We start from the raw sequence: 23,264 nt of genomic DNA, 5'->3' as shown, positions 1-23,264 counted from the left end.
GGTGCGTTCATTACCCCGTGTCCGTAACTACCACGTATCGTGTCTCGGAACGAAACCCGGACTCGCCGCGATCGCAACGGGCGGATCCGAGACGACCGGGACCCTCGCTACACATGAACGGATCACACGCTACCGGGAGCCCCTACGCTCCCTACACGGACGACGAACGGACGGCGATGCTCGAGTCGGTCGGCGTCGACGACGTCGAGGAACTGTTCGACATCCCCGACGATGTTCGCTTCGAGGACGCGTTCGGAATCGACGCGCGAAGCGAACGGGAGACGAGGCGGCTGGTACGATCGGTACTGGGGCGAAACGACGAGCTAACCGAGCTGCTCGGTCGGGGTCACTACGGCTACTACGTCCCCTCGCTGATCGACCACCTGGCGGATCGCTCGGAGTTCCTCACCTCCTACACGCAGTACCAGCCCGAGGTCTCCCAGGGCTTCCTGCAGGCGCTGTTCGAGTACCAGTCGCTACTGGTCGAACTGACGGGTCTCGAGGTCGCGAACTGCTCGATGTACGACGCCGCGACGGCGCTGGGTGAGGCCGCAACCCTCGCCGAGCGAGTTCGGTCCACGAGCGGCCACCGCGTCCTCGTTCCCGACCTCCTGCTCGAGGGACGCCGGAGCACGCTCGAGAACTACGTCGCCGGCACCGATCTCGAGGTAGCGACGTACCCGACGGACGACGCAAACGCCGATCTCGACGCCCTCGCCGACGCCGTCGACGAGGACGTCGTGATGGTCTACGCCGAGAACCCGACGGTACGGGGAACGATCGAGGAGCGACTCGCCGAGATCGGCGATCTCGCAGGCGAGGCCGACGCGCTGTTCGTCCTCGGTTCGGACCCGGTTGCGCTCTCCGTGCTCCAGCGCCCCGCTGACGTCGGCGTCGACGTCGTCGTCGGCGACGCGAGCGTGCTCGGACTGCCGACGAGCTACGGGATGGGGCTGGGCCTGTTCGCCTGCCGTGAGGATTATCTGCGGCAGGTACCCGGCCGACTCGTCGGTGCCGGCGAGGACGCAACCGACCGACGGGCGTACACGCTGACGCTGCAGACCCGCGAACAGCACATCCGCCGGGAGCGCGCGACGAGTAACATCTGTACGAACCAGGCGTGGGTGGCGTTGCGAACCGCGATGCACGCCGCGTACCTCGGGCCGGACGGCATGGTCGACCTCGCGAAGCGCGGCGTGACACGCGCAGACGACCTCGCCGACCGACTGGACGAGATCGTCGGCGTCACAGCGCCGGTTCACGACCGCCACCACCTCAGAGAGTTCGTCGCCCGCGTCGACCAGCCCGCACGGGCCGTCGCCGACGACCTCGAGAAGCGCGGCTTCGCCGTCCACGTCGTCGGCGAACACGAGATTCAGGTGTGTGTCGCCGGCGTCCCCGACGAGCGGATCGATCCGTTCGTCGACGCGTTCACGGAGGTGGCCCGATGAGCGACGACTCGGGCGCCGGACGCGACGACCGTGCGCGTTACGACCAGGCTCGCTACGTCGAGGACGGCCAGTACGAGCCCCTGCTCTCGGAGAAGGACCGGACGACGGTCGAGATCGGCGGCGACGACGACTCGCCGCTGCCCGACGACCTGACGCGGGACTCCCTCGAGCTGCCGGCCCTCTCCGAGCCCGAACTGGCCCGCCACTACACGCGGCTCTCCCAGATGATCTACGGAATCGACAGCGGCCCCTACCCGCTGGGGTCGTGTACGATGAAGTACAACCCCAAGTTCACCGAGGACGTGGCGGCGCTGCCGAAGGCTGCAGTCCACCCGGATCGCTCCGAAACGTCGGTTCAGGGATCCCTCGAACTCATGTACCGACTGCAGGACTATCTCGGACGGATCGGCGGGATGGACGCCGTGACGCTGCAGCCGCCCGCAGGGGCGGCCGGCGAGTTCGTCGGGATCCGCGTCGCAACGGCCTACCACGAGCACAACGGCGAGGGCCACCGCGACGAGGTGATCGTTCCCGAGAGCGCCCACGGCACCAACTTCGCGACCGCGGCGCTGGGCGGCTACGACGTCGTCTCCCTGCCCAGCGACGACGAGGGACGGGTCGACCTCGAGGCGCTCGAGGCCGCCCTGAGCGAGAACACGGCGGCACTGATGCTCACGAATCCGAACACGCTCGGCCTGTTCGAGCGCGACATCACCGAGATCGCCGAGATGGTCCACGACGTGGGCGGGCTGCTGTACTACGACGGCGCCAATCTGAACGCCCTCCTGGGTCGCGCCCGGCCGGGCGACATGGGCTTCGACGTGATGCACTACAACGTCCACAAGACGTTCGCGACGCCCCACGGCGGCGGCGGCCCCGGTGCCGGCCCGGTCGGCGTCGTCGACGAGCTGGCGCCGTTCCTGCCGGCCCCTCGCGTTCGCGAGGCCGACGACTCGAGCGGCTCCGAGCCGACCTACGAGCTGTTCGACCCCGACCACACCATCGGCAAGGTCCACGGCTACCAGGGCAACTGGCTCGTGCTCGTCAAGACGTTCGCCTACATCGCTCGGCTGGGCGACGAGGGCCTGTTAGACGCCAGCGCGACGGCCGTGCTCAACGCGAACTACCTCGCCAGTCAGATCGAGTACGACGTTCCCTACGAGCCGTTCCACCACGAGTTCGTCGCCAGCGCGGGCGACCAGGACGCGGCCGACGTCGCCAAACGGATGCTCGACTACGGCGTCCACCCGCCGACGACGAAGTGGCCCGAGATCGTTCCCGAGGCGCTGATGACCGAGCCGACGGAGGTCGAGAGCAAGGACACCTTAGACCGGCTCGCCGCCGCGTTCAACGCCGTCGCCGCGGAGGACGACGAGACCCTCGAGGCAGCCCCCGAGCGGACGGCCGCCCGTCGGATCGACCAGACCGACGCGGCGCGGAGCCCGCGGCTGTCCTGGCACGCCCTCGAGAACGACGAATAGAGCGGGACCGGTTCGCTACGTTCGGAACGGCTCGAGCATCGCCTCGTCGAACGCGACTGGCGCCCCGGAGCGGTCGAAACAGCCGTACTCGGTGATCCCCTCGATGTTCGTTCGGCCGTCGCTCGAGAGCTCGTGGGCGATCCGGATCGTCTCGTCGGATGCCTCGAGGACGTCGCAGTCGACCCGCAGCGTCGTCTCGAACTGAACTGGTGCCTTGAACTCCCAGCGCCAGTCTCGGATTCGGTAGGGCTCGTTCTCGCCCCGCAGCTCGTCGAGGCTCGTTCCGCGCTCCTCGAGGTGGTGCTCGAGGGCGACGTCGGCGAAGCGCGGGTACTCCTCGAAGTACGCTAACTCGGCGCCCTCGATGTGGGGGCTGTGGATCTCGAACGACGAGGAGAACGACGCCAGCGCTCCAGTTTCGTCCTCCGCGTTCGGCTCACTCGCGGGACCGACTGACGGATCCCGATCGACGCAGGCGTCCGCGAACGCCGCCCGAACGTCCTCGGGCAGCGCCAGCGCGGCGCCGTCGGGTCCGATCGTCACGTGGGTCATTCGAGCCGTCGCCAGCCGGTTTTCGTCGTCGTCGTTGATCTCGTAGACGAGCTCCACGCTCGAGTCCCCGACGCGCCGGGGTACCGTCTCGACCGAGATCGTCTCCCCAAGGTGCGGGTAGCGCTCGACGGAGGTGGCGACGACCACGGGCGCGTAGGGGATCCCGCCGTCGGCGAGGATCTCCGCGAAGGAGTAGTCGAACGCGGCGGCAACCTCCTGGGTCGAGATCAGCTGCCAGTCGAAAAACGACGCTCCGTGCGCGAGGGGGCCGGCGAACTCGCCGAACTGTACCCGGCGATCGGCGATCGTTTGCATGTCCGCGGGTGTACGTCCCCGCCCGTTAGGACCGTACAGGAACCGGCAAGCGATGCTCGAGGGAAGGGAGAACCGGGACCGACCGCGATCGGCGACCGCCACCAGACCGTCCCATCCCTGTTCGACTCGGTCAATTAGATCGTTGTTAGGATCACCACAAAATAAATAACGTGGCGGGCTGGAGCAGATAGTTAACGAGAATGTTGGCAGCGGAACAAATCGTCCGAACGGGGCCGGCCGAAGCCGAGCGATGATCGGATCGACGGCGACGTCCGTCGACGTTCTCCAGGCCGCGATCCGAGCCTTCGGCCTCCCGGTGCTGTTCGGGGTGTTCGTGCTGAAGGGAGCGCTCGTCGGCAAGGTTTTCCCGACGAGCGTCTTCCTCCCCGGCTACGTCGTCGGGGGCGGCTTCACGGGTCGCGAGGCCGTACTCGTCGTCGTCGTCGTCACGATCGCCCACGTCCTCGGGCAACTGGTGCTGTATCTCGCCGTCAGTCGCTACGGCTGGTCCGTCCTCGAGGAGCTTCCGTACGTCGAACTCGACCCGCAGTCGGCACGGTACCGCCGGCTCGATCGCTGGTTCGAACGACACGGCGGGGTCGCGATCTTTACGACCAACGTCGTCCCGGTGAGTCGGGGCATCATCGCCGTTCCCGCGGCGTTGAGTTCCTACCCGGCGGGCCGGTACGCGTTCCACATGTCGATCGCGACCGCACTCTACCACAGCGTCTACGTCGGTGCGGCGGTCGCCGGCGTGGCCGTTCTGAGCTGACCGCTGTCGACCCTCTCCGCCCGGCTACCGCTCGCAGTCGTCCCGCCCACCCTCGAGGTGCTCGAGCAGCGCCGGATGGAGCGGGCCGTTCGAGCCCAGTAGAGCCGACCGTCCCTCCGTCTCGAGTTCGAAGACGAACGGTTCGCCCCGCTCGTCGGTGAGCCGGGCCCCGGCCTCGCGGGCGATCACCAGGCCGGCGGCGACGTCCCAGGGGTAGGTGTCGTACTCCCAGGTGGCGTCGGCGCTGCCGCTGGCGAGGTAACAGCAGTTGAGCGCGGTCGACCCGAGCCGTCGGACGCCGCGGGTCTCCTGGTAGAACCGCGTGAGAAAGGAGCCGTCCGGGTCGTAGCCGGAGATGAGCATGCTCTCGTCGAGGCGATCCCGGTCGGTGGTCTCGATCGGATCGCCGTCCCGGCGGGCACCCTGCCCCGCGATCGCGCTGAACAGTTCGTCCGTTTCTGGGACGTAGACGACGCCGACGACGGGGTACTCGCCCTCGAGCAGCGCGATCGATATCGAGTAGTTGGGGTTGCCGTGGGCGAAGTTCCCGGTTCCGTCGAGAGGGTCGACCACCCAGGTGTAGCCGTCCTCGCGGACGTCCCGCGGGCGCTCCTCGGAGACGATCCCGTGGTCGGGAAACTCGTTTTCGATCACCGTCGTGATGATCCGGTTGGCCTGGTGGTCGGCCTCGGTAACGATGTCGGACTTGTCGCTTTTGACCGCAATGGACTCGACCTGGCCGTGGAGCTCCCGGAGGGGTTCGCCGGCCGCCTCGGCCGCCTCGGTAGCGATCGTCCGCGCGCGCTCGAGGAAGTCGTCGCCGTCGGCACCCGTTTCCGACCGCGACGCGGGGACCCGCGGCGGTTCGTCGACATCGCGAATGTCCCAGCCGAGCTTCTTCGAGATCGCGGTGAAGAAGTGGTCGTCGTAGCTGGTGTGGACGACGTGGGCGAGCTTCTGGGCGCCCGTGATCAGCACCTCCTCGCCCTCCTCGAGGAGCGCGTTGGCCCGCCCGCCGTCGACCAGTAGGCTCGCGGGGCCCTGCGTCCGAATCCGAAGTTCCGTCTCGGGCGAGACGACGATCGGCCGCACCCCGAGCTGGTGGGTGTGGAGCGGAACCAGCTGGAGGGTGTGGTTGTTCGCCGGATAGTGGATCGGGCCGTTGGCCGACAGCGAGACGCCCGTCGAGCCCGTCGGCGTCGAAACGGCGATCCCGGTCCCCTCGAACTCGCCGACGTACTCGTCGTCGGCGTAGACGTCCAGCCGGGTCACCTTTCGGTCGATCGGGTTCTCCGGCGGGACGTGCTCGATCATGACGTCGTTGATCCCGGTCGCCTCGAGGCCCGAACCGCGGACGGCGACCTGCTGGCGACTGTCGATCGTCGCCCGACCGCGGATCACCTCGTCGAGGGCCGCCTCGAGGTCCTCGGGCTCGACGCGCGAGAGAAACGCGAGCGTGCCCGTATTGACGCCGAGCTGGGGAACGCCCCGTGGAGCGAACGTCTTGATCCCCTCGAGGAAGGTCCCGTCGCCACCGATCGTAACCCCGAGCGTGGCCCGATTCTCGTCGTAGACGTCACCGATCGGCTCGCCGACGTCGACCGTCGAGAGCCCGACCCCGCGGTCGTCGGCCCAGGCCGCGAGGCGAGCGACGACGTCGTCGCTGTCGGGGCTAACGATCGCGATGATCTCCTCGGTCGTCGCGAGCCGGCGTCCTTGCATCGAGTGAGTCGTCGAACCGCGAGAGTATGGGTCTGGCGTTCGCTCTCGACTGTTCGGGACCGGGTTCGTCCGCAGTCGTGACGAACTCGGTGCTCCTCGAAAACTCGAGTGGGAAAATCCCCGCTCGAGTCGACTCAGGCCGCGCTCGAGTCGATGCCGTTGATCCGCACGAAGCCGTAGTCGCAGTCCGGACAGTGCCACTTGACCTTCTCGCCGAGGTGTACCGTCGTGCTCGCGGCGCGGTAGAACGTCTTCTCCCCGCAGTTCGGACACTCGTGGTCGAGTTCCAGGGCCATACCGGCCACTACCGAATCGAGCGTGTTTAACGTACTGATTCGGGCGAGCGGAGGCGACCGATCGCCGCCGTGGACGGCGAAGTTAAGTGCAAACCGTCCGTCGATCCCGACATGGCGATCTACACCGGTCGCGGCGACGACGGCGAGACTGACCTCCGGGACATGACTCGCGTCTCGAAGACCGATCCGCGGATCGAGGCCTACGGTACCGTCGACGAGGTCAACGCGCTGGTCGGCACGGTGCGTCCCACCGGGTACGACGACGTCGACGAGCGACTGCGAACGATCCAGAACCACCTCCACGTCGTCCAGGCCGACCTCGCGAACCCCGATCCCGACGAGGACGACCCCGAGATCCGGGCCGACCACGTCGAGACGATCGAGGACTGGATCGACGAGTACGACGAGGAACTCGAGCCCCTGACCTCGTTTATTTTGCCCACCGGCAGCGATCACGGGGCTCGGCTTCACCACGCCCGCGCGGTCTGTCGGCGGGCCGAACGCCGCACCGTCGGGCTGGCCTCGAGCGAGCGGATCAACGAACGAACCGTCGAGTACCTCAACCGCCTCTCGGACGGGCTGTTCACGTTCGCCCGGCTGGTCAACCAGCGCGAGGGCGAACCCGAGGAAGCCCCACAGTACTGATCGCTCGAGCGACGCGGGGCCTCGAGAGCCGGAAGTGAAAGGAAGGCTTAAGTCGAGCGCACGGATATCACGGGATGCGGGTTGGTGATCTAGTCCGGTTATGATACCTCCTTCACACGGAGGAAGTCGGCAGTTCAAATCTGCCCCAACCCACTAATTTTGCTGCGAGCAATCCGCGAGCAGCAAATTCGTTACGTTGGGCAGTTTGAACTAGGCGAGTCGCAACTCGCGCAGCGACCGCAGGGAGCGAGCGAGACCGTCTCGGCGTGGTTCAAATCTGCCCCAACCCATTTTTGACGACACAACGACGACGAGCAGCGCGAGGAGTCCGCGTCGTCAAAAACGGTCGGTAGTTCGAGCTAAGGAGTGGAGCGTAGCGGAACGACCGTGGTCCAAATCTGCCCCAACCCATCTCCGAGGAAACGAACTGTCGAGCGAAGCGAATCATCGTTCCGTCGGGGATCGGTACGACAGATTCGAACTGGACCGGGGTTCTGCGAGCAAAGCGGGCACGTTCTCGAGCGTCGCTCGAATCTGTCCGAAGTCCAGTCGACGACTCGGGGACGAACGGGCTGTGAGCAGGTCCCACCAAACGCGAGCAGCGAAGCCGTGGGCGAAGCGAGGTGCCGTCCCGCCAGGTCGGTGTCAGGGGGCCGGAGCCGTACACCCATCGGCCGCTGTGCGCGAGAACGCAGATCGGCTCGAGTGGACGTCTCGTCAAAACGGCAACGGGTAGTCGCCGGAGGTAACTGCAAATTCAAATACGAGGGCGAAAAACTGACTGTTCGTAACTGTTTAGACGGAGTGGAGAGATCGTACTACGCAGTGGCCTACGAACACCTCGATACGGATCTAGTAAACGAACTGCTCGAGAACGGACGCGCCAGCCTTCGGAGCCTCGCCGAGGAGCTCGACGTCTCCGTCACGACCGTCTCGAACCACCTCTCTGACCTCGAAGCGGAGGGCGTCATCCAGGGATACACACCGGTCGTCGACTACGCCGCCGCCGGATACGACGTGACCGCCGTGATGCAGCTCAAAGTGGACGGAAGCGCCCTCTCGGAGATCACGTCCACACTTCGGGATCACGATCAGATCGTCTCCGTCTACGAGGTTACCGGCGACTACGATATCATCGCGATCGGGAAGTTCGAGGATACCGACGACATGAACGACCAGATCAAGGCCCTGATCACTGATCCCGACCTTACCCGATCGAACACCAGTATCGTCCTCGAGGCCGTCTCCGAAAACGAGCAGTTCCGGCTCGAGACCGAAGCCGACGACTGATCGGCCCCACTGGGGCGGTATCCGTTCGCTCGAGACCCGGATCGTCGACTCGGGACGTCTGACACCTCGAGCGACCCGGATTCCGAGGCCGAAGTGGAACGGATTCTCGGTCGTCGTTACGGCATCGGATGTAACACAGCGATACTTTCTCTATTGACGGTGCTAGCAAATTTGGAGCCGCCCCTATGGAACTGGGGCGTGTCGTTCGAATCGAACACATGACCTCGATCATCAATCTCGAGATCTCGAGCGAGGGGACCGGGCTGGCGGAACTGTTCGAGTCCGTGCCGTCGCTCACGTGCGAAGCGGAGGCCGGGGTCGTCTCGAACGGGTACGATCTGTGGCTCTCCGGTGCATCGAAAGCGGAGATCGAGACGGGCCTGGCGGAAGCCTCGACGATCGAGGAGTACGCGCTGGTCAGCGGAGACGACGAACAGTGGCTGTACAACGTCGAGTTCGCGCCGAAAACGATCGACCTCTTCGAGCTGGTGCTCGAGGAGGGCGGAACTATCCTGGACGCCTCGGCCACGGGTCGCTCCTGGATCCTCGATATTCGAGTACAAGAGCGCAGCGACGCGAGCTCGATTCACACCCGACTCGAGGAACAGGACCTCGAGCCGACGGTGATCCGCCTCTACGATACGAACGGCGAAACCGGCTCGCAGTCCGGCCTCACGCAGAACCAGTACGAAACCCTCGTCGCGGCTATCAACCACGGCTACTTCGAAATCCCACGGGACGTTTCGATGCAGGAACTCTCCGAGGAGCTCGACGTTTCCCACCAGGCCCTTTCCGAGCGGCTTCGTCGCGCGTACCGGTCGCTGGTCGCGTCGGAACTCGACGTAACGCCGGAGGAGGCGGAACCAGCACCCTCCCCGGGGCTCTCTGACTAACCGCCGGTCGGAATCCGGGGCAGATAGAACCCATCACAAAACGGGCGACGCTCGCGACCCGTACTCGTCTCCGCTATCCACACGTAGGGTGCGAGATTCGAACGCTCAGAACGCATTTAGCCACGGGACCGCTAACGTCGGCAATGGACGAGTCCGGATCAGCACGCTCGAACCTTCAGATCCATACGGCCCCGCGAACGGCGGTTTCACAGGATCAGGGCAACTTCAGGACGCACTTCAACTTTCCCGGCCGAGCGGTTCCCGGTCACGACGATCACGGCTACGGGCCGCTGGCGACCGTCGTCGAGTCGTTCATGGACCCGGGGACGGTGATCCGAATGCACCAACACCGCAACGAGGAGATCGTCTCGTGGGTTCCCGAGGGCGTGATGCGCCACGACGACCGACAGGGAAACGAACTGATCACGGATCCGGACCACCTGATGGTGATGAACGCCGGCAGCGGCTTCTGGCACGCCGAGGAAACCGCCGCAGACGATCCGCCGCTGCGGATGCTCCAGATATTCGTCCGTCCTCACAGCCTCGAGCTCGAGCCGGGCATCCAGCACGAGCGGATTCCCGACGCGGTTCGCAACGAGTGGCGTCACCTGTTCGGTCCCGAAGACAGCGAGGCCCCGCTATCCGTCCGCAACGACGTCCACTGCTACGACTGCCGTCTCGACGCCGGCGCGGCCGTTACGCTCCCCCCTCGGCCGGAATGGGACACTTACCTGTACGTCTTCGAGGGCGCGGTCACGGTCGACGGCGCGTCGGTCGGGTACACGGAGAGCGCGCTCGTGACCGGAGAAACCGACGTGTCCGTCGCCGCAACCGAGGAATCGACGGTGATCGCGTTTCGTATCGATCCCGACGCTCCGGTCACCCGCAGCGGAACGATCGGCCGCTGAGATCGGGCCGTCGACGCTTCGAGGAACCGCCCCTTCGCCGGAGGACGCGACCGTCGGGACGAGCCCCGCTCTCGCAACCGCTCCGAGTCGGCACGGCACGGTAGCAGGACGGGCGACCGTCGCCGAACCCACCTCCGGACAAAGGATCTCGCTGCCGGGTTTGGTAACCGATACGACAGAAGCCTCGTCTCGAGAGCCGATACAGTTCTGGGGGCCGGTCGATACTGACAGTCGTTACCACGACATTCGATCTCTAGATAAACATCAGCAAAATAGAAGTTAGGATAGTCGGAACCGCCTGCTGTACTTACATCATTTCGAGAATCGAAACTCGAATTGGGGGTGAGAGTAATCGTTCGCTCTCGCGAACGACGGCGCTTGCTTGCGTTTTGCTGGGTACGACGCCAACGACTCGAATCGGACTGAAACAGTGCACCGATCAGTTGTGGTTCCGAGAGATGTCTGGAACGGGTAGAAGCTTGGTAAAGTTCGGGGAAGCGTACAGAACGGCTGAACCCGTTTATACTCCCTCCCTGATGAGGTGCAGTCGATGTCACGGAAGTCGCAGACGACACGTCGAAGTGTACTGACAACTACTGGGGCCGTTTCGCTGCTCGGACTCGCTGGGGTCGCGTCCGGGAACGCATCGTCCGACGGGGTACCGATTCCGGACGACGCCGACGAACGCACGTATCCGACGGTCGGGACGAACAGCGACGCGCCGACCGCAACCTTCTACGGGAACTTCAAGTGTCCGTCGAGCCAGGACTTCGTCTCCGGAAACCTCCAGGAGATCATCTCGGAGTTCGTCGCCGACGGTCAACTCAACGTCGAGTTCTGCAACCTCGCGTACGAGCCGGGCGACACCTCACAGCCGTTCATTTCGGGCACCGATTCGCGGCTCGCGGCCGTCGGACTCGCCGTCTGGGACGAGGACCCGAACAGCTACTGGCAGTTCGTGACCGAGACGTACTCGGATATGCCGTCGGGACACATCAGCTACGAGGAGCTCGAGAACCGAGCGCGTGCTGCCGACGTGTCGAACGTCGACGCCGTCATCGACCGCGCGGAAGCCGGCGAGTACGACGGGGCGGTCGAGGAAGTCGCTACCCTGGCCAGCAACGACGGGATCACCTATACGCCACAGCTCGAGCTGGCCGGCGACACGACCGCGCCACACCACGGAACCCAGGCGATCATCGACTGGCTCGACGCCCGTCTCGACGCCGCGCCCGAGGGGGAGAAGTCCGAGGACAAACTCGAGGACGATGCAGAGACGGACGCCGACGCCGAGTCCGACGATGAAGACGTCGATGCCGAATCTGACGACGACGCCGACGCCGAATCGGACGACGGCGACGATGACGCCGAGGAACCACAGACGGAATCCGAGGTTCAGGACTCCGACGAAGCCGACGCTGACGACGCAGACGAAGTCGACGAGTCAGCCGACGAAGCCGACGAGTCGACCGAGGAAACCGATGGCGACGACGACGACGACGGCTACGAAGACGACGACGACAGCTACGAAGACGACGACGGCTACGAAGACGACGACGATGACGGCTACGACGACGAGTCCGCTGACGACACCAGCGGCGGGAGTTCGGACGGCAGCATCGGCGCCGGCGAGGACTACGACCTCAGCGGCGACCGCACCGTCGACGACCTTCCGGTCGACTGCTAACGCCGCCGAGACGATCGGCTGCTTGTACTACTGACGACCGCCGAGCGCCATGCCGTCGCTCGGGGTATCCGTCGCACCGTTCTCTCCGCACGCCCTCGAGTCAGTCGGCTGGCAGCCGATCGGTCTCGAGGGCGTCCGTAACGTGCTCGAGTAGCGACTCGAGTGCGCCGCGCTCGAGCTCCCACCAGTCCGTCGACCGCTGGTAGCTGGCGAGAGTCGTCTGAATCGCCTCGAGCTGGGGGTCGGTAAACCGGACCGCTCCGCCGTCGATCGTCTCGAACGCCTGAAACAGCTCGAGGGGCGGCGAGTCGACGTCTGTCGGGTCGGCAGCGGTTTCTTCCTGTTCGATTCGGTGGAGCAACACGTGATGAAGCGTCCAGTGCTCGTCGTGTGACAGCGAGAGGGTGGTCGATCGGGGCGGTCGGGACCTGGATGGCATATCGGTGTGTACGCGGGGCTATGGGTCCACCCATCATAAGCCTTGCTAGCAGTTCGCACACAGAGAACGAAAGTTCGGCGTAAGGAGTCGATCGGGACGGGACGTCGAGGACGAAGACCTCAGAGCGACTCGGGTCGATCGACCAAGAGCTCGACGGCGTAACCGATCGTCACGGCGATGCCGTAAGAACCCGCCAGAAACGGGATCCAGTAGACCCAAAGTTCGAACCGCGGCGCGACGAGATTGCCGATCGCCGACCCAACCATGTAGATCAGATATCCTGGCAGCGCGAGCGGCGACAGCAGCGACGTTCTGAACCAGCCCAGCGCCAGCGGGACGACCAGCAAGAGGAACGTCGCGATCGTCGCGGGGGCGGTCAGCACCCGTCGAAGCGACGGCGCCATCACGGACCCCCCTCGAGCAGTCCGTGTCGGTCGAGCACCGCTGCGGTCGCGATTCGCGTCATCTCGTTTTTCGTCTCGCGATCGAGGAGGAAGTTGGTCGTCTCGAAGAGATACGACGCGGCGTCGAGTTCCCGTGCGGTCTCGTGGAACAGTAGCGGCCCGGAGAGGTGACTCTCGTGGGCGACGAACCGGTGCATCGGGAGATACCACGGCACGGCCTCGTCGTTGAGCGTCGCCGCGATCGATTCTCCGTCGGCACCCGGCGAGTAGAACAACGCCTGACCGACGTACTGCTGGTGGACGCCGTAGACGCCGAGCGATCGGTGGAGATCCAGTACAACGTCGGGATCGTGGCGTTCGACGGCGTCCCAGATGCCGACCGCGAGGTCGCTCGCTGGTCCCTCCTCGGCCGGAAACTGGCGGTTCAGGTCGCCATCGACTCCCTCCCGTTCGTCGTTTTCGACCGCGACGCGGTCGGTTTCGGGAACGGTGACGAGCGTCCCAGCGTCGGGAGCCCAGTCGACCACCTCGCGTGCGACGTCGATCCCGTTGTACTCGTCGCCGTGAACGCCGCCGAAGATCATCACTGTCGGCCCGTCCGCCGGGGCGTCGATCTCGTACAGCGTCGTCTCGTGAACCGTGTCGGACAGCAGCGTCTCCGCGTTCGTCTCGAGCGCACTCTCGTCGCTCGAGTCGCGAGCGCGCGCTACTAACTCCGCGCCGTCAGTCAGTCGGCTCGCCGCGCCGGCGACGGACGTTCCGACAACCACTCCGCCGGCGGCCAGGATTCGACGTCGCCTCATTCGGCTAGTCGGAGTGGGTCCAGCGTAAAGCACCTTCCTATCTTTGAATTCAGCGGTGGAACTATGGTGGCTGTTACCGCACTTCTCGCCGAGTCACAGCTTGCACCTCGGCGGTCACTCCCGTCGAGCGTCGAGCGCCGGGAGCGTAAACGAAAACGTCGCGCCCGAGCTCGAGTCGGAATCGACCCAGATTCGTCCGTCGTGGCGTTCGACGATCCGCTTACAGAGAGCGAGCCCGATTCCGCTTCCCGCGTGTTCCTTGTGGCTGTGTAGCCGCTGGAACAGCTCGAAGATTCGGTCCTGATCCTCGGGGTCGATCCCGACGCCGTCGTCGGAGACGGCGATCCGCCACGTTCTGTCCTGTCGTCGTGCGCTGACCCGTACTCGAGGGGGTCTGTCGCCGCTGTACTCGATCGCGTTGTTCAGCAGGTTCTGGAACACCTGTCGGAGCTGGTCGTCGTCGCCCAGAACGGTCGGGAGCGGTTCGGCTTCGATCTCGGCGTCGTGCTCGTCGATCTTCATTCTGAGGTCCGCGAGCGCCTCGTCGAGGACGGCCTCGAGATCGGTCGGCTCGAGCGGACTGCCGCGGGTGTCGACGCGGGAGTACTCGAGCAGCCCCTCGATCATGTCCCGCATCCGGTTGGCGCCGTCGATGGCGTAGCCGAGGAACTCCCGACCTTCCTCGTCGAGTTCGTCCTCGTAGCGCTGATCGATCAGCTGGAGGTAGCTCGAGACCATCCGGAGCGGCTCCTGGAGGTCGTGGGAGGCGGCGTAGGCGAACTGCTCGAGCGACCGGTTCGACTCCTCGAGCTTCGAGATGTAGTGCATCAGCTCCTGGGACTGGCTGCGTCGGACGAGCAGCGTGTTCAGCCGCCGAAAGAGCAGCGTCCGATCGATCGGTGCCTCGACGATGTCGTCGACGAGCAGCGGCGGGTCGCGTTCGTCCGGGTTCGGTAGCGTGACCCTGTGGTGGTCGTCGTCGCGGCGGACGAGAACGACGGGACAGAAGACCGGGTCGCTCTCGTGGACGTGCTCGCGGAGCGCGTCGTGGTAGTCGTGAAACGAGTAGTCGTCGACGAGATAGAGGTCGGCTTCGACGAGCGACGGCTCGGTCTCGACCTCGTAGTAGTCGGTGAGCAGCTCCCGAACCGCAGTGCGATTCCCCTCCTCGTTGATGAGCAGCTGGACCGTGTTCTGCCGATCGTTCCTGCTCATACGCGGGCTCGGTATTTCGTCGGACTGCGGTGTGGTGTGATCATTCGTTCCGTGCGGGATCGATCGTTCGTCCCATCGGTGAGCCCTGCAGGATACCGTGAAGGCCGGTCAGCGGCTCGCCGACGCGGATACCGTCGCCGGTGATCTCGAACTCCCGAAGCGTTTTTTCGAAGCTTCCGGTTCGTTTCTTGAGCACGCCGATGACCTTCCGGAGACTCCCGTCCATCTCGACGTAGCTGACGAACGCGATGTTGTCCGCGATGTAGCTGAGCTGGTTGTCGGTCGCCTCCGTGATCCCGGTGATCTCGGAGATCTCGTTCGTGATCAACACCGTGATGCCCTTGTTCTTCAGATAGCGCGCCAGTGCGTGGAGCTCCCGGACGAGTTCGGACTCCTGTCCCTGAATCGCGATCGTGTAGCCGTCGATCCCGTCGATCATCACGATATCGGTCCCCTCCTCCTCGACCTGCTCGATGACCATGTGGGCGAACTCCTCGCTCGAGAGCGCAAGCGGCTCGACCTCGTTCACCGAGAGGGTCCCCTCCTCGCGCAGCTCCGTGACGGGGATGCCGATCGACTCCGAGCGGTGAGTGAACGTCTCCATGTTCTCCTCGAACAGGTAGATCGCGGAGTTGAGTCCGTCTCTGGCCGCCTGCGTCAGTAGCTGCGTTCCAGTCGAGGTCTTGCCGGCACCCGTCGGTCCGCTGATGAACGTGACTGTGCGCTGGTCGAACCCGCCGCCGAGTAGCTCGTCGAGTTCGTCGATTCCCGAGTGGATCCGTTTGGGCTTGAACGCGTGCTGGTGTGATTCGGGAATAAGGCGGGGATAGATCTCGAGTCCGTTCTCCCGGATCGCCATCCCGTGATCGCCGCCCATCTGACCGAGCGCGCGGTGTTTCGTCGCCTCGACGCGCCGTCCTTCCTTGCCACGGGTGAGCTTGATGATTCCGTCGCTGAGCGAGCGCAACTCGGTGTCGTACTCGGGTTTGGAGTGCAGCGTCGCCGTGACGAGGACCGTGATCTCGTGTTGCTTGAGAAACCGCATAAAGGAGAGGATCCGCTTGCGGAACTGGTACTCGTTGGCCTCGACGTACCTGAGCTGTGAGATCGGGTCGAGGACGACACGGGAGGGGTTGATTTCCCTGATCGCCTCGTGAATGCGCTTGGTGTAGCGATCGCGCTCGATGTCGCTTGGCTCGACTAAGTCGTACGAGTCGTCGTCGGTAAAGAAGTCCGACTCCGGGCCGAGATCGAGAAACTCGGCGTCGCTGATATCGATATTGACCGCATCGCCGTTGGCCAGAATCTCCTGTCTGGACTCCTCTCCGTGGATGAACAGCACCGTCTCGCCGTTTTGCAACCCCTCCTCCAAAAAGTGCATACCGAGCAGCGTCTTCCCGGTGCCGGGTTGGCCGTGGACGAGATACATCCGTCCCTTCGCGAGCCCTCCGTGGAGGATCTCATCCAGGCCGTTGATCCCGCTGTTCATCAGCGTAATATTGGATGCCACAGCCATATCAAACGAAATTGGGCGGTATTAATCAATTGATTCCCCGTGGGGTGATCTGTATGAATGTCACCGAAACCGACGAAATCCCTGGCGCCACCGGACCGGAACAGCGAGCAGCGTAGTACCGGACGCTCGAGTCAGGCCGCATACAGTTTTGTACGCGGTGTGTGTACTCCCAACACATGAGAGCTGCAGTACTCGCGGAGTACGGCGAACCGCTCGAGATCCAGTCCGTCGACTACCCGAAGCCCGAACCCGATCAGGTCGTCGTCGAGACCGAAGCCTGCGGAGTGTGTCGAAGCGACTGGCACGCCTGGCAGGGCGACTGGGAGTGGGTCGGCGCGCAGGCCCAGCCGGGACAGATTCTGGGTCACGAACCCGCGGGCATCGTGGCGGCGGTCGGCGAGGACGTCGAGACGCTCGCGGAGGGCGACCGCGTCACCGTCCCGTTCCACCTCGCCGACGGAAGCTGCCGGCACTGTCGAACCGGGCGGGCGAACGTCTGCGAGACGGTCGTTCCACTCGGGTTTACGAGCATCACCCCCGGCGCGTTCGCGGAGGCGTTCCCGGTTCGGGAGGCGGATTTCAACTGCGTGAAACTCCCCGAGGACGTCGAGTTCGCCGAGATGGCGGGGCTGGGCTGTCGGTTCATGACCGCCTACCACGCGCTGGCCGACCGCGCCGATCTGCGGCCCGGCGACAGGGTTGCCGTCCACGGCTGTGGCGGCGTCGGACTCTCCGCGATCCACATCGCGAGCGCGATCGGCGCCCAGCCGATCGCCGTCGACGTCCGCGAGAACAAACTCGAGCGGGCCCGCGAGCTCGGCGCGGTCGACACCGTCAACGCCGACGAGGCCGACAACCCCGCCAGCGAGGTGAAAGCGCTGGCCGACGGCGGTGCGGACGTGTCGATCGACGCGCTCGGGATCGCCGAGACCTGCCGCAACTCGATCGGCAGCCTCGGGAAGCGCGGTCGCCACGTCCAGGTCGGACTCACGACCGACGAGGAGGGCGGCGAGGTCTCCCTCCCGGTCGACGCGATGACGATGCAGGAGATCGACTTCCGCGGCTCCTTCGGCATGCCGCTGGTTCGCTACGAGGAGCTGTTCCGGCTGATCGCGGCGGGAACCCTCGATCCGAGCAAGATCATCGGCGAGCGACTCTCGCTCGAGGAACTGCCCGAGACCCTTGCTGCAATGGACGACTACGGTACCGTCGGCATTCCGGTCGTTACCGAATTCTGAGCGCGGGGCTCGCGAGCGTTTTGAACCGGGTGGGGGCGGGAAACCCACCCTGGCGTGAGAGACATGAGCGTACTCGAAGCGGGGGCGAGTCCACGTCCGAGCGTTCCGGGTACGACCGCACGCAGTCGGCCGGTCAGCGCGTCGGCGTCCGGGCCGAGCGCGCACCCGGCGGGGGGTATCCCCGCGGACGAAGAGTCGCACGAGACCGACATTGTTATGCGGCGGCTTGTCACATGCTAGTACGGCCGAACTCTCGACAGGGAGTGTATACCGCCGACGTAGCGCTCGGCTACGGAGGACGAACGCACGGTCGGCCGGAGCCCGTCGCTATCAGCGTGCGAGCTGACGGACGAGCCGCCTCTCGGACGAGGACCGATCCCGTCGGTCGTTTCGGGTACGAGTCGTCGCCGATCGTTCGGCCCGACGTCAGTACCTCGTCGTTCGTGTCCGCCATACCGACGGTTGTTCGGTCACTAATTCGCCTCTCGGTACCCGAACGATTCCGCTTCCGTCTTGCGATTATGACTCGTTTACTCTGCGTTTGCGCCGCTTCGTAACCGCTCGAGAAGCGGGGTGCTCGGTCCGGCCGTCGAGCTGACGGCGCCTGACAGGTAAGACGTCCATAGGGGGTCCCGATCCACCGGTTACAAGCCGGATAACTACAACCGATCACGGCTACCTCACCGATATGATCAGCTGTGCCAACTGCGAGACGCCGCAGTTCCTGCAGATCGTCCAGAGCCGCGTCTACTTCGAGGACGGCGAGATGATCAACGAGATTTCCGAGAACTACGAGTGTACGCTCTGTGGCGGCTCCGGACAGTACGTCTACGACGAGGACCGCGACGAGGAGACCGTCTCCGGGGAGGTCGAGCTCACGACCGAGCGACCGACGTTCGCCTGACCGCTCGGTCCCTCTCTCGGAGTTGGGTGTCCCGTTACTCGAGTTCGTCTCGCTTCCGGCCGTTGACAGTGATCGACTCCTGGTCGTCGTCGCGCCCTCGGCCGTACTGCCGGCGTTCGACCGCTCTGGCCCGCCGATCGACGTCCCACTTCTGGAACAGTCCGTACTCGGTCATCGTCTCCATTCCGGCGATCGCCGCCGAGAGTTTGATCCCGACCAGCGGCACGTCCGCGACCGAGATGATCACGTCGGCGCGAAGGATCGCCCCGTCTCTGAGCACGACGTCGAGCACGTCGACCAGCGCGTCCTCGTCCTTTCGCGGTCTCATGGCCGTCGTCCTCCGTCGGTCGTTCCCTCGCCGCTGCCAAGCTCCGGCGCGAACGTGTACGGCGGCCACGGCCCCGTAAACCGGACCTCGAGCCCGTCCGTCGCCGCCACGTCGTCGAGTATCGAGCCGATGGCCCCCTCGTCGTCCTCGTGGGCCAGCAGCGTGAGTCGACACAGCGTCTCTCCCTCACCGTCGTCCTCGTCGGCGACCTCGTCGGAAAGCGACGCCGAAGGGGAGCGTTCGAGGGAGTGGACCTCGCGGGCCTCGGCGGCGAGGCGCTCCTCGAGGTCGTCGGTCGCCGACTCCCGGCGGTTCGCCCGCACCGCAGCCAGGCGCTGGTCGAGTTTCTTCTCGAGTAAGAACGCCGTTCCCTCCTCGGAGTCGTCGATCTTCTCGTGAAGCTCCTGAAGTCGGTCGTCCCGTTCGATCAGCGTCTCGTCGTCGACGGGATCGACCTCGACGACTTCGACGCGGTACTCCCAGTGGTCGGCAAGCCCCGACAGTGCCTGCCCGAGCGTGTCCCGTTCGTCGTCGATCCACTCTCGGACGCGCTCGTCGTCACCCCGGAGGATCGTGTCGAACTGGAACGGAATCGGTGTCCCGAACCGCTCGCTGGCCTCGTCGATGACCGTCTGGTGGCGAACGAGCCAGCGTCTGACCTGCGCGAGATCGGCCGAGTCGTAGATCCCCTCGCAGGCGTGGACGACCGCACCGATCCCGTCTTCGACGACGATCGAGACCGGCTCGTCGTCGATCCCCGTCAGCTCGAGGTTGGCGTCCGCGTTCGCCCGTACGAGACAGTAGAGGTACCGACCCTCGTCGATCTCGGGAACCTCGTCGGCGTCGACACCCGGCTCCCGGTCGGCGCCCTCGGCTCGCTCGTCGCGGTCGTCGGAACTCACTGCTCCTCACCTCCGAACACGGAGTAGCCGGGCTTGTTCGAGGCGGTCGTCTCCCCCTGGAGCTGTTCGATCGCGTCGGTGACGAGTCCGTCCAGCTCGCCCCGGAGGTCATCAACGCCGTCCTCGATCCCCTCGTCTTCCTTGAGCTGTTCGATCTCGGCCTCGATCGTCGCGAGCTGGCCGCCGAGGCGTTCGATCTCCTCGTCGGTGAGATCGCCCGACTCCATGCGCCGGACGGCCTCACCCTCGAGAGCTTCGATCAGGATCTCGACGACGGCGATGACGAGCGTCAACAGCCCGTCGCGCGCGTTCTCGCCGTCGCCGACGTCGATCGTCGACACGGGTCAGTCCTCCTCCGCTTCCTCGGTCTCCTCGTCGGTCGATTCGTCCCCCGACTCGTCGTCTGCGTCGTCGCTGAGCAGGTCGAACCCGCCGCTGGTCGGTTGATCAGGGTCGGGACTCAGCCCGGGGTGGTCGGCTGCTACGACGTCGTCTCCGCCGTCGGACTCGGCTTCGTCCTCGCCGTTCGACCCGTCTTCTTCCTCGTCGGGTTCGGCTGTCACGTTGACGCCGCGGGTCGGATCGACCGGTGCGGTCGCCTGTCGCTCCTCGGCGAGTTCGGGGTCGTCGACGGCCTCGGCGAGGCGTTGCATGTCCGTTCCCTCGGGGAACTCGAGACCGTACTTCGCCGCGGTCTCGAAGGAGGCGATCGCGGCCCGGAGCTGAATGCCAAGGAGCTGGGTGTCGCCGATCGAGACGGCGATGTCGGCGTTGATGACGATCCCCTTGTCGAGCAGCATCTCGACGACCTCGGCGAGGTCGGCCTTCTGTCGGCTGGGCTGGAACTCATCGACCACGCCGATCACCTCCGCCGTGTCCGTCGTTGTCCCGGATCGGTCGTTCAGCCGTGGCCGTTCCGATCGCGCGAGCGTCACCGCTCGAGGATCGGCCGGCGATACTCGTTCGCTTCGTCCGGCTGCTGCGTATGGTGTCAGTCATTGTTCTGTTGGCGTCGTTTTCGCTCGAGTTCGAGTTCGAACCGACGGCCGTAGATGCGCCTGCGGGTCGGCGCCGTCGAGAGCTTGACCTGCTGGGGCACCGTCGAGTGGCGCGTGTCGCTGGTACCGATATCGCGTCGCTCCGTCGGCAGCGTCGAGGCCGCAGTCGGGTTCCGCGAGGACGGGCTCGTGTCCTCCCGTCGCATCTTCTCCCGGTTGGTTTCGTAGAGCCCCTGGAACGTCTCGTGGGTCTCGAGTAAGGCGTCGCGGAAGGCGTCGATCCCGCGCATTGCCTGCTGCTGGATGAACACCTGGTACGCCTCCGGATCGTCCTCGATATCGGGCTTCTCGAAGGCCTCCATCGCCGCCTCCCTCGGGTCGATCTCCTCGAAGAGCCCGTCCTCGTCCTCGTCGCCGATCAGGTCCGTTCCCTCGTCGACGACGGTCTCGGCGGCGTCCTCGAGGGCGCCGTCGTCCTCGTCGTCGAGCTCGTCGGTCGCGTCGTCGAGTTCGCGTTTCTCCTCCCAGATCTCGGTCAGGTCGGCAGCATCCCACATGCTCAGCAGGTCCAGCGCCGAGAACAGCTGGGTGAGATCGATGACGTCGCTCGCACCGGTCTCCTCGTCGGCCAGCGCATCGGGGATCTCGCCCGTTTCGATCGCCTCGAGCAGGTCGTCGCGGTCGACGGCCTCCGGGAGCTCCGTCAGATCCAGCGACTCGATCAGCTCGGCCGTCTCCTCGGCGATCCGGACGAGCGTATCGACGTCGCCGAGCAGCTCCTCGAGGTCGCCGTCGCCGAGCTCGTCGGGCGTGTCGACTCCCTCGAGCGATGACTCGAGGTTCTCGAGGCTCGACTCGGCCGCCGAGAGCAGTTCTTCGAACGTCTCTTCGTCCTCGCCCTCGCTCATCGCTGGTCCTCCACGGGTTCGACGACGACGGTCAGCACGCCGTTTTTGAACGTCGCTCGTGACGTCCGATCATCCCAGGGAACGTCGACCCGACCGAGTTCGCTGCCGGAGACGGCGACGACGAGTTCGTCCCCGTCGAAGCCGACCGTGACGTCGTCCGCGTCGGCGCCGGCGATATCGGCCGTGACCAGCAGCTCCTCGTCGTGTAGCCGAGAGGTGACGTGACCGTCCGGCGAGGGCGAGCGGCGTTGGCGCCGGGATCGCTTCCGGCCAGGAGTATCGTCGGTCGGCGCTCGAACCCTGTCGATCGCCCGGTCGAGCCCCGAACCGACCGAGACGTCGTAGTTCAGACTCATCGAACTCCGTTTTCGGCGACCGGTTGCCGACCCGTCACTGCCCTCGAGTCGCTCGAGAGCCGACAGCAGGCTCGTCAGCCAGTGGTCGGAGCGGTCGTTGCGGTCGTCGTTCGGTTCGGTCGGATCGTCGGTGTAGTCGGACATTTATCGTTTCACCTCTACGCGGCCGCTAGAGAACCGCTCGTGGACCTCGCGAGCGATCTCGATCTCTTCCTCGAGTTCGGCCTTCCGTTCGCGGTACTCCGCCTCGGGCCGTTCGCCGAGTTCGTACAGCAGCTGGTTCTCCTTGAGCTGGTCCTCGAGCTCGTTTAGATCGTACAGTTCGTCGAGCGCGATCGAGTGTAACGCGTCGACGATACCGATGAACGGCCGGAACAGGAGATCGTCGAGCACGAACATGGTTACTGGGCCCCGATCTTGACGTCGACGAAGCTGTACGGTGCGAACGGGCCGGTGTACTGGACGATGAGTCGATCCTCGTACGCCTCCTCGAGCTCGCCGACCGCGTCGCCGAACGCCTCCTGATCGTCCTTTTCGACCAGATACGACCGGTTGAACACCAGCCGGTCGCTGAACAGGTCGTTGGGTACCGACTGCTCGGCGATCGGCTCGAAGCGGTCGGCGACGTCGTCCTCGACCGTTTCGCGGTCGACGTCGGCGTCTTCCTCCTCGACGAGCTTGAGGCCGAGTTCGATCTTCCCGTCGATATCCCGAAGGGCGCGGCGAAACGCCGGCTGTGCGTTCCGGAGAACGTTTTTCAGCTCGCGGTTCCCCTCGAACGCCATCCCGAACCGCATCGGGACGATCGTCTGGCCGCCCTCGTACTCCATGATCTCGCGGAGCACATCGTCGTGGCGCTGGGCGTCCTCGTCGGTCTCTTCGGGCTCGGTCGTGTCGATGTCCGAGACGACTGCCGCGTAGCGACGGTGGGAGATCGTGTAGACGCGGTCCGCGTCACCGACCGCGTCCGTCTCGAACTCGACGTCGTCGCTTGCCTCGACGACGCCGTAGACGTATATGTGACTCACGACCGCATCACCGTCCGTCGCTGCGATCGATCGAACCGTCCGAACGAGGTGTGTGTCCGTACCATAAGATAAGACCTACTGGATCGACAACTCGTCGTGTCGGTAGGGCTCCCGCGCGCGTTATGGTGCTGCTTGCAGACGCAGCGTCGGCGAGTACACCCCTCGAAGCGAGGGTTAGCTTGCATGCGCAGCGACAGTGTTTGTACGGGTCGC

General features: G+C 65.2%; 26 protein-coding genes and 1 tRNA gene. 11 read left to right on the top strand and 16 right to left on the bottom strand.

Translation table 11 applies throughout. The annotated features are described in order from the left end of the window. Positions 1-113: 113 nt before the first annotated feature. Together gcvPA and gcvPB are read left to right on the top strand one after the other, a co-directional pair. Positions 114-1,451: an aminomethyl-transferring glycine dehydrogenase subunit GcvPA gene (gcvPA, locus tag QA609_RS11125; protein ID WP_278302673.1), complete on the top strand. Its 1,338-nt coding sequence runs from the start codon at positions 114-116 to the stop codon at positions 1,449-1,451. After that, a complete protein-coding gene (gcvPB, locus tag QA609_RS11120) occupies positions 1,448-2,932 on the top strand; it encodes an aminomethyl-transferring glycine dehydrogenase subunit GcvPB (RefSeq protein ID WP_278302672.1) in 1,485 nt (494 codons plus the stop codon). Before gcvPA ends, gcvPB begins: the two co-directional genes overlap by 4 nt. Positions 2,933-2,947: 15 nt before the next feature. On the opposite strand, the gene QA609_RS11115 is transcribed toward gcvPB, so the two are convergent. Continuing rightward, positions 2,948-3,799: an acyl-[acyl-carrier-protein] thioesterase gene (locus QA609_RS11115; protein WP_278302671.1), complete on the bottom strand. Its 852-nt coding sequence runs from the start codon at positions 3,797-3,799 to the stop codon at positions 2,948-2,950. Between the two features lie 250 nt (positions 3,800-4,049). Between QA609_RS11115 and QA609_RS11110 the strand changes: the two genes are divergently transcribed. After that, complete coding sequence (locus QA609_RS11110) at positions 4,050-4,571, top strand: VTT domain-containing protein (protein ID WP_278302670.1); 522 nt, start codon at positions 4,050-4,052, stop codon at positions 4,569-4,571. Positions 4,572-4,595: 24 nt separating this feature from the next. On the opposite strand, the gene QA609_RS11105 is transcribed toward QA609_RS11110, so the two are convergent. Beyond that, positions 4,596-6,293, bottom strand: a complete 1,698-nt coding sequence (locus QA609_RS11105) for an inositol monophosphatase family protein (RefSeq protein ID WP_278302669.1) — start codon at positions 6,291-6,293, stop codon at positions 4,596-4,598. Positions 6,294-6,427: 134 nt separating this feature from the next. Next, positions 6,428-6,589, bottom strand: coding sequence for a hypothetical protein (locus QA609_RS11100; protein WP_278302668.1), 162 nt, complete (start codon positions 6,587-6,589; stop codon positions 6,428-6,430). 111 nt (positions 6,590-6,700) lie between these two features. On the opposite strand from QA609_RS11100, the gene QA609_RS11095 reads away from it, so the two are divergent. The 6 genes from QA609_RS11095 to QA609_RS11070 all read left to right on the top strand — a co-directional run bounded on the left by QA609_RS11095 (position 6,701) and on the right by QA609_RS11070 (position 12,012). Beyond that, positions 6,701-7,234: a cob(I)yrinic acid a,c-diamide adenosyltransferase gene (locus QA609_RS11095; protein ID WP_278302717.1), complete on the top strand. Its 534-nt coding sequence runs from the start codon at positions 6,701-6,703 to the stop codon at positions 7,232-7,234. Between the two features lie 78 nt (positions 7,235-7,312). Continuing rightward, a tRNA-Val gene (locus QA609_RS11090) sits at positions 7,313-7,387 on the top strand. A gap of 672 nt (positions 7,388-8,059) precedes the next feature. Next, the gene (lrp, locus tag QA609_RS11085; protein ID WP_278302667.1) at positions 8,060-8,524 is read left to right on the top strand and encodes an HTH-type transcriptional regulator Lrp; all 465 of its coding nucleotides are present in this window, start codon (positions 8,060-8,062) and stop codon (positions 8,522-8,524) included. A 218-nt stretch (positions 8,525-8,742) separates the two neighbouring features. Further along, entirely contained in the window at positions 8,743-9,417 is a 675-nt protein-coding gene (locus tag QA609_RS11080) for a helix-turn-helix domain-containing protein (protein WP_278302716.1), read from the top strand. A 143-nt stretch (positions 9,418-9,560) separates the two neighbouring features. Next, positions 9,561-10,325, top strand: a complete 765-nt coding sequence (locus QA609_RS11075) for a pirin family protein (protein ID WP_278302666.1) — start codon at positions 9,561-9,563, stop codon at positions 10,323-10,325. 550 nt (positions 10,326-10,875) lie between these two features. Then, positions 10,876-12,012 carry a thioredoxin domain-containing protein gene (locus tag QA609_RS11070; RefSeq protein WP_278302665.1) on the top strand — a complete coding sequence of 379 codons (1,137 nt, stop codon included), beginning with the start codon at positions 10,876-10,878 and terminating at the stop codon, positions 12,010-12,012. A gap of 100 nt (positions 12,013-12,112) precedes the next feature. Here QA609_RS11070 and QA609_RS11065 read toward each other — a convergent pair whose 3' ends face one another. The 5 genes from QA609_RS11065 to QA609_RS11045 all read right to left on the bottom strand — a co-directional run bounded on the left by QA609_RS11065 (position 12,113) and on the right by QA609_RS11045 (position 16,362). Next, positions 12,113-12,451, bottom strand: coding sequence for a hypothetical protein (locus tag QA609_RS11065; protein ID WP_278302664.1), 339 nt, complete (start codon positions 12,449-12,451; stop codon positions 12,113-12,115). Between the two features lie 119 nt (positions 12,452-12,570). Continuing rightward, positions 12,571-12,855 (bottom strand): hypothetical protein, encoded by a 285-nt coding sequence (locus QA609_RS11060; RefSeq protein WP_278302663.1) that lies wholly within the window; start codon positions 12,853-12,855, stop codon positions 12,571-12,573. After that, entirely contained in the window at positions 12,855-13,658 is an 804-nt protein-coding gene (locus QA609_RS11055; protein ID WP_278302662.1) for a succinylglutamate desuccinylase/aspartoacylase family protein, read from the bottom strand. The genes QA609_RS11060 and QA609_RS11055 overlap by 1 nt, the downstream gene beginning before the upstream one ends. Positions 13,659-13,772: 114 nt before the next feature. After that, positions 13,773-14,873, bottom strand: a complete 1,101-nt coding sequence (locus tag QA609_RS11050) for an ATP-binding protein (RefSeq protein ID WP_278302661.1) — start codon at positions 14,871-14,873, stop codon at positions 13,773-13,775. 40 nt (positions 14,874-14,913) lie between these two features. After that, the gene (locus QA609_RS11045) at positions 14,914-16,362 is read right to left on the bottom strand and encodes an ATPase domain-containing protein (protein ID WP_343233798.1); all 1,449 of its coding nucleotides are present in this window, start codon (positions 16,360-16,362) and stop codon (positions 14,914-14,916) included. 203 nt (positions 16,363-16,565) lie between these two features. Between QA609_RS11045 and QA609_RS11040 the strand changes: the two genes are divergently transcribed. Continuing rightward, on the top strand, positions 16,566-17,627 hold the full coding sequence (locus tag QA609_RS11040) for a zinc-dependent alcohol dehydrogenase family protein (RefSeq protein WP_278302659.1): 1,062 nt from the start codon (positions 16,566-16,568) through the stop codon (positions 17,625-17,627). A gap of 688 nt (positions 17,628-18,315) precedes the next feature. Further along, on the top strand, positions 18,316-18,531 hold the full coding sequence (locus QA609_RS11035) for a hypothetical protein (RefSeq protein ID WP_278302658.1): 216 nt from the start codon (positions 18,316-18,318) through the stop codon (positions 18,529-18,531). A gap of 34 nt (positions 18,532-18,565) precedes the next feature. Here the strand turns inward: QA609_RS11035 and QA609_RS11030 are convergent, their stop codons facing one another. The 8 genes from QA609_RS11030 to QA609_RS10995 form a co-directional block, all read right to left on the bottom strand. Next, positions 18,566-18,859, bottom strand: a complete 294-nt coding sequence (locus QA609_RS11030; protein WP_278302657.1) for a gas vesicle protein — start codon at positions 18,857-18,859, stop codon at positions 18,566-18,568. Next, the gene (gene gvpL / locus QA609_RS11025) at positions 18,856-19,761 is read right to left on the bottom strand and encodes a gas vesicle protein GvpL (RefSeq protein ID WP_278302656.1); all 906 of its coding nucleotides are present in this window, start codon (positions 19,759-19,761) and stop codon (positions 18,856-18,858) included. The genes QA609_RS11030 and gvpL overlap by 4 nt, the downstream gene beginning before the upstream one ends. Further along, entirely contained in the window at positions 19,758-20,102 is a 345-nt protein-coding gene (locus QA609_RS11020) for a gas vesicle protein K (RefSeq protein ID WP_005558087.1), read from the bottom strand. Before QA609_RS11020 ends, gvpL begins: the two co-directional genes overlap by 4 nt. 3 nt (positions 20,103-20,105) lie before the next feature. Continuing rightward, positions 20,106-20,627 carry a gas vesicle protein gene (locus QA609_RS11015; protein ID WP_278302715.1) on the bottom strand — a complete coding sequence of 174 codons (522 nt, stop codon included), beginning with the start codon at positions 20,625-20,627 and terminating at the stop codon, positions 20,106-20,108. A 125-nt stretch (positions 20,628-20,752) separates the two neighbouring features. After that, positions 20,753-21,667: a hypothetical protein gene (locus QA609_RS11010; RefSeq protein WP_278302655.1), complete on the bottom strand. Its 915-nt coding sequence runs from the start codon at positions 21,665-21,667 to the stop codon at positions 20,753-20,755. Continuing rightward, a complete protein-coding gene (locus tag QA609_RS11005) occupies positions 21,664-22,167 on the bottom strand; it encodes a gas vesicle protein GvpH (RefSeq protein WP_278302654.1) in 504 nt (167 codons plus the stop codon). Before QA609_RS11005 ends, QA609_RS11010 begins: the two co-directional genes overlap by 4 nt. Continuing rightward, positions 22,168-22,422 carry a gas vesicle protein GvpF gene (gene gvpF, locus QA609_RS11000; protein WP_278302653.1) on the bottom strand — a complete coding sequence of 85 codons (255 nt, stop codon included), beginning with the start codon at positions 22,420-22,422 and terminating at the stop codon, positions 22,168-22,170. It abuts the gene before it with no gap. A gap of 2 nt (positions 22,423-22,424) precedes the next feature. After that, positions 22,425-23,051, bottom strand: a complete 627-nt coding sequence (locus tag QA609_RS10995) for a GvpL/GvpF family gas vesicle protein (RefSeq protein ID WP_278302652.1) — start codon at positions 23,049-23,051, stop codon at positions 22,425-22,427. Positions 23,052-23,264: the final 213 nt, after the last annotated feature.

Origin of the sequence: Natronococcus sp. A-GB7, from assembly GCF_029688865.1 — an archaeon.
In the GTDB taxonomy this organism is placed as follows: Archaea; Halobacteriota; Halobacteria; order Halobacteriales; family Natrialbaceae; genus Natronococcus.
This window is presented reverse-complemented; position numbering and strand designations above follow the sequence as displayed.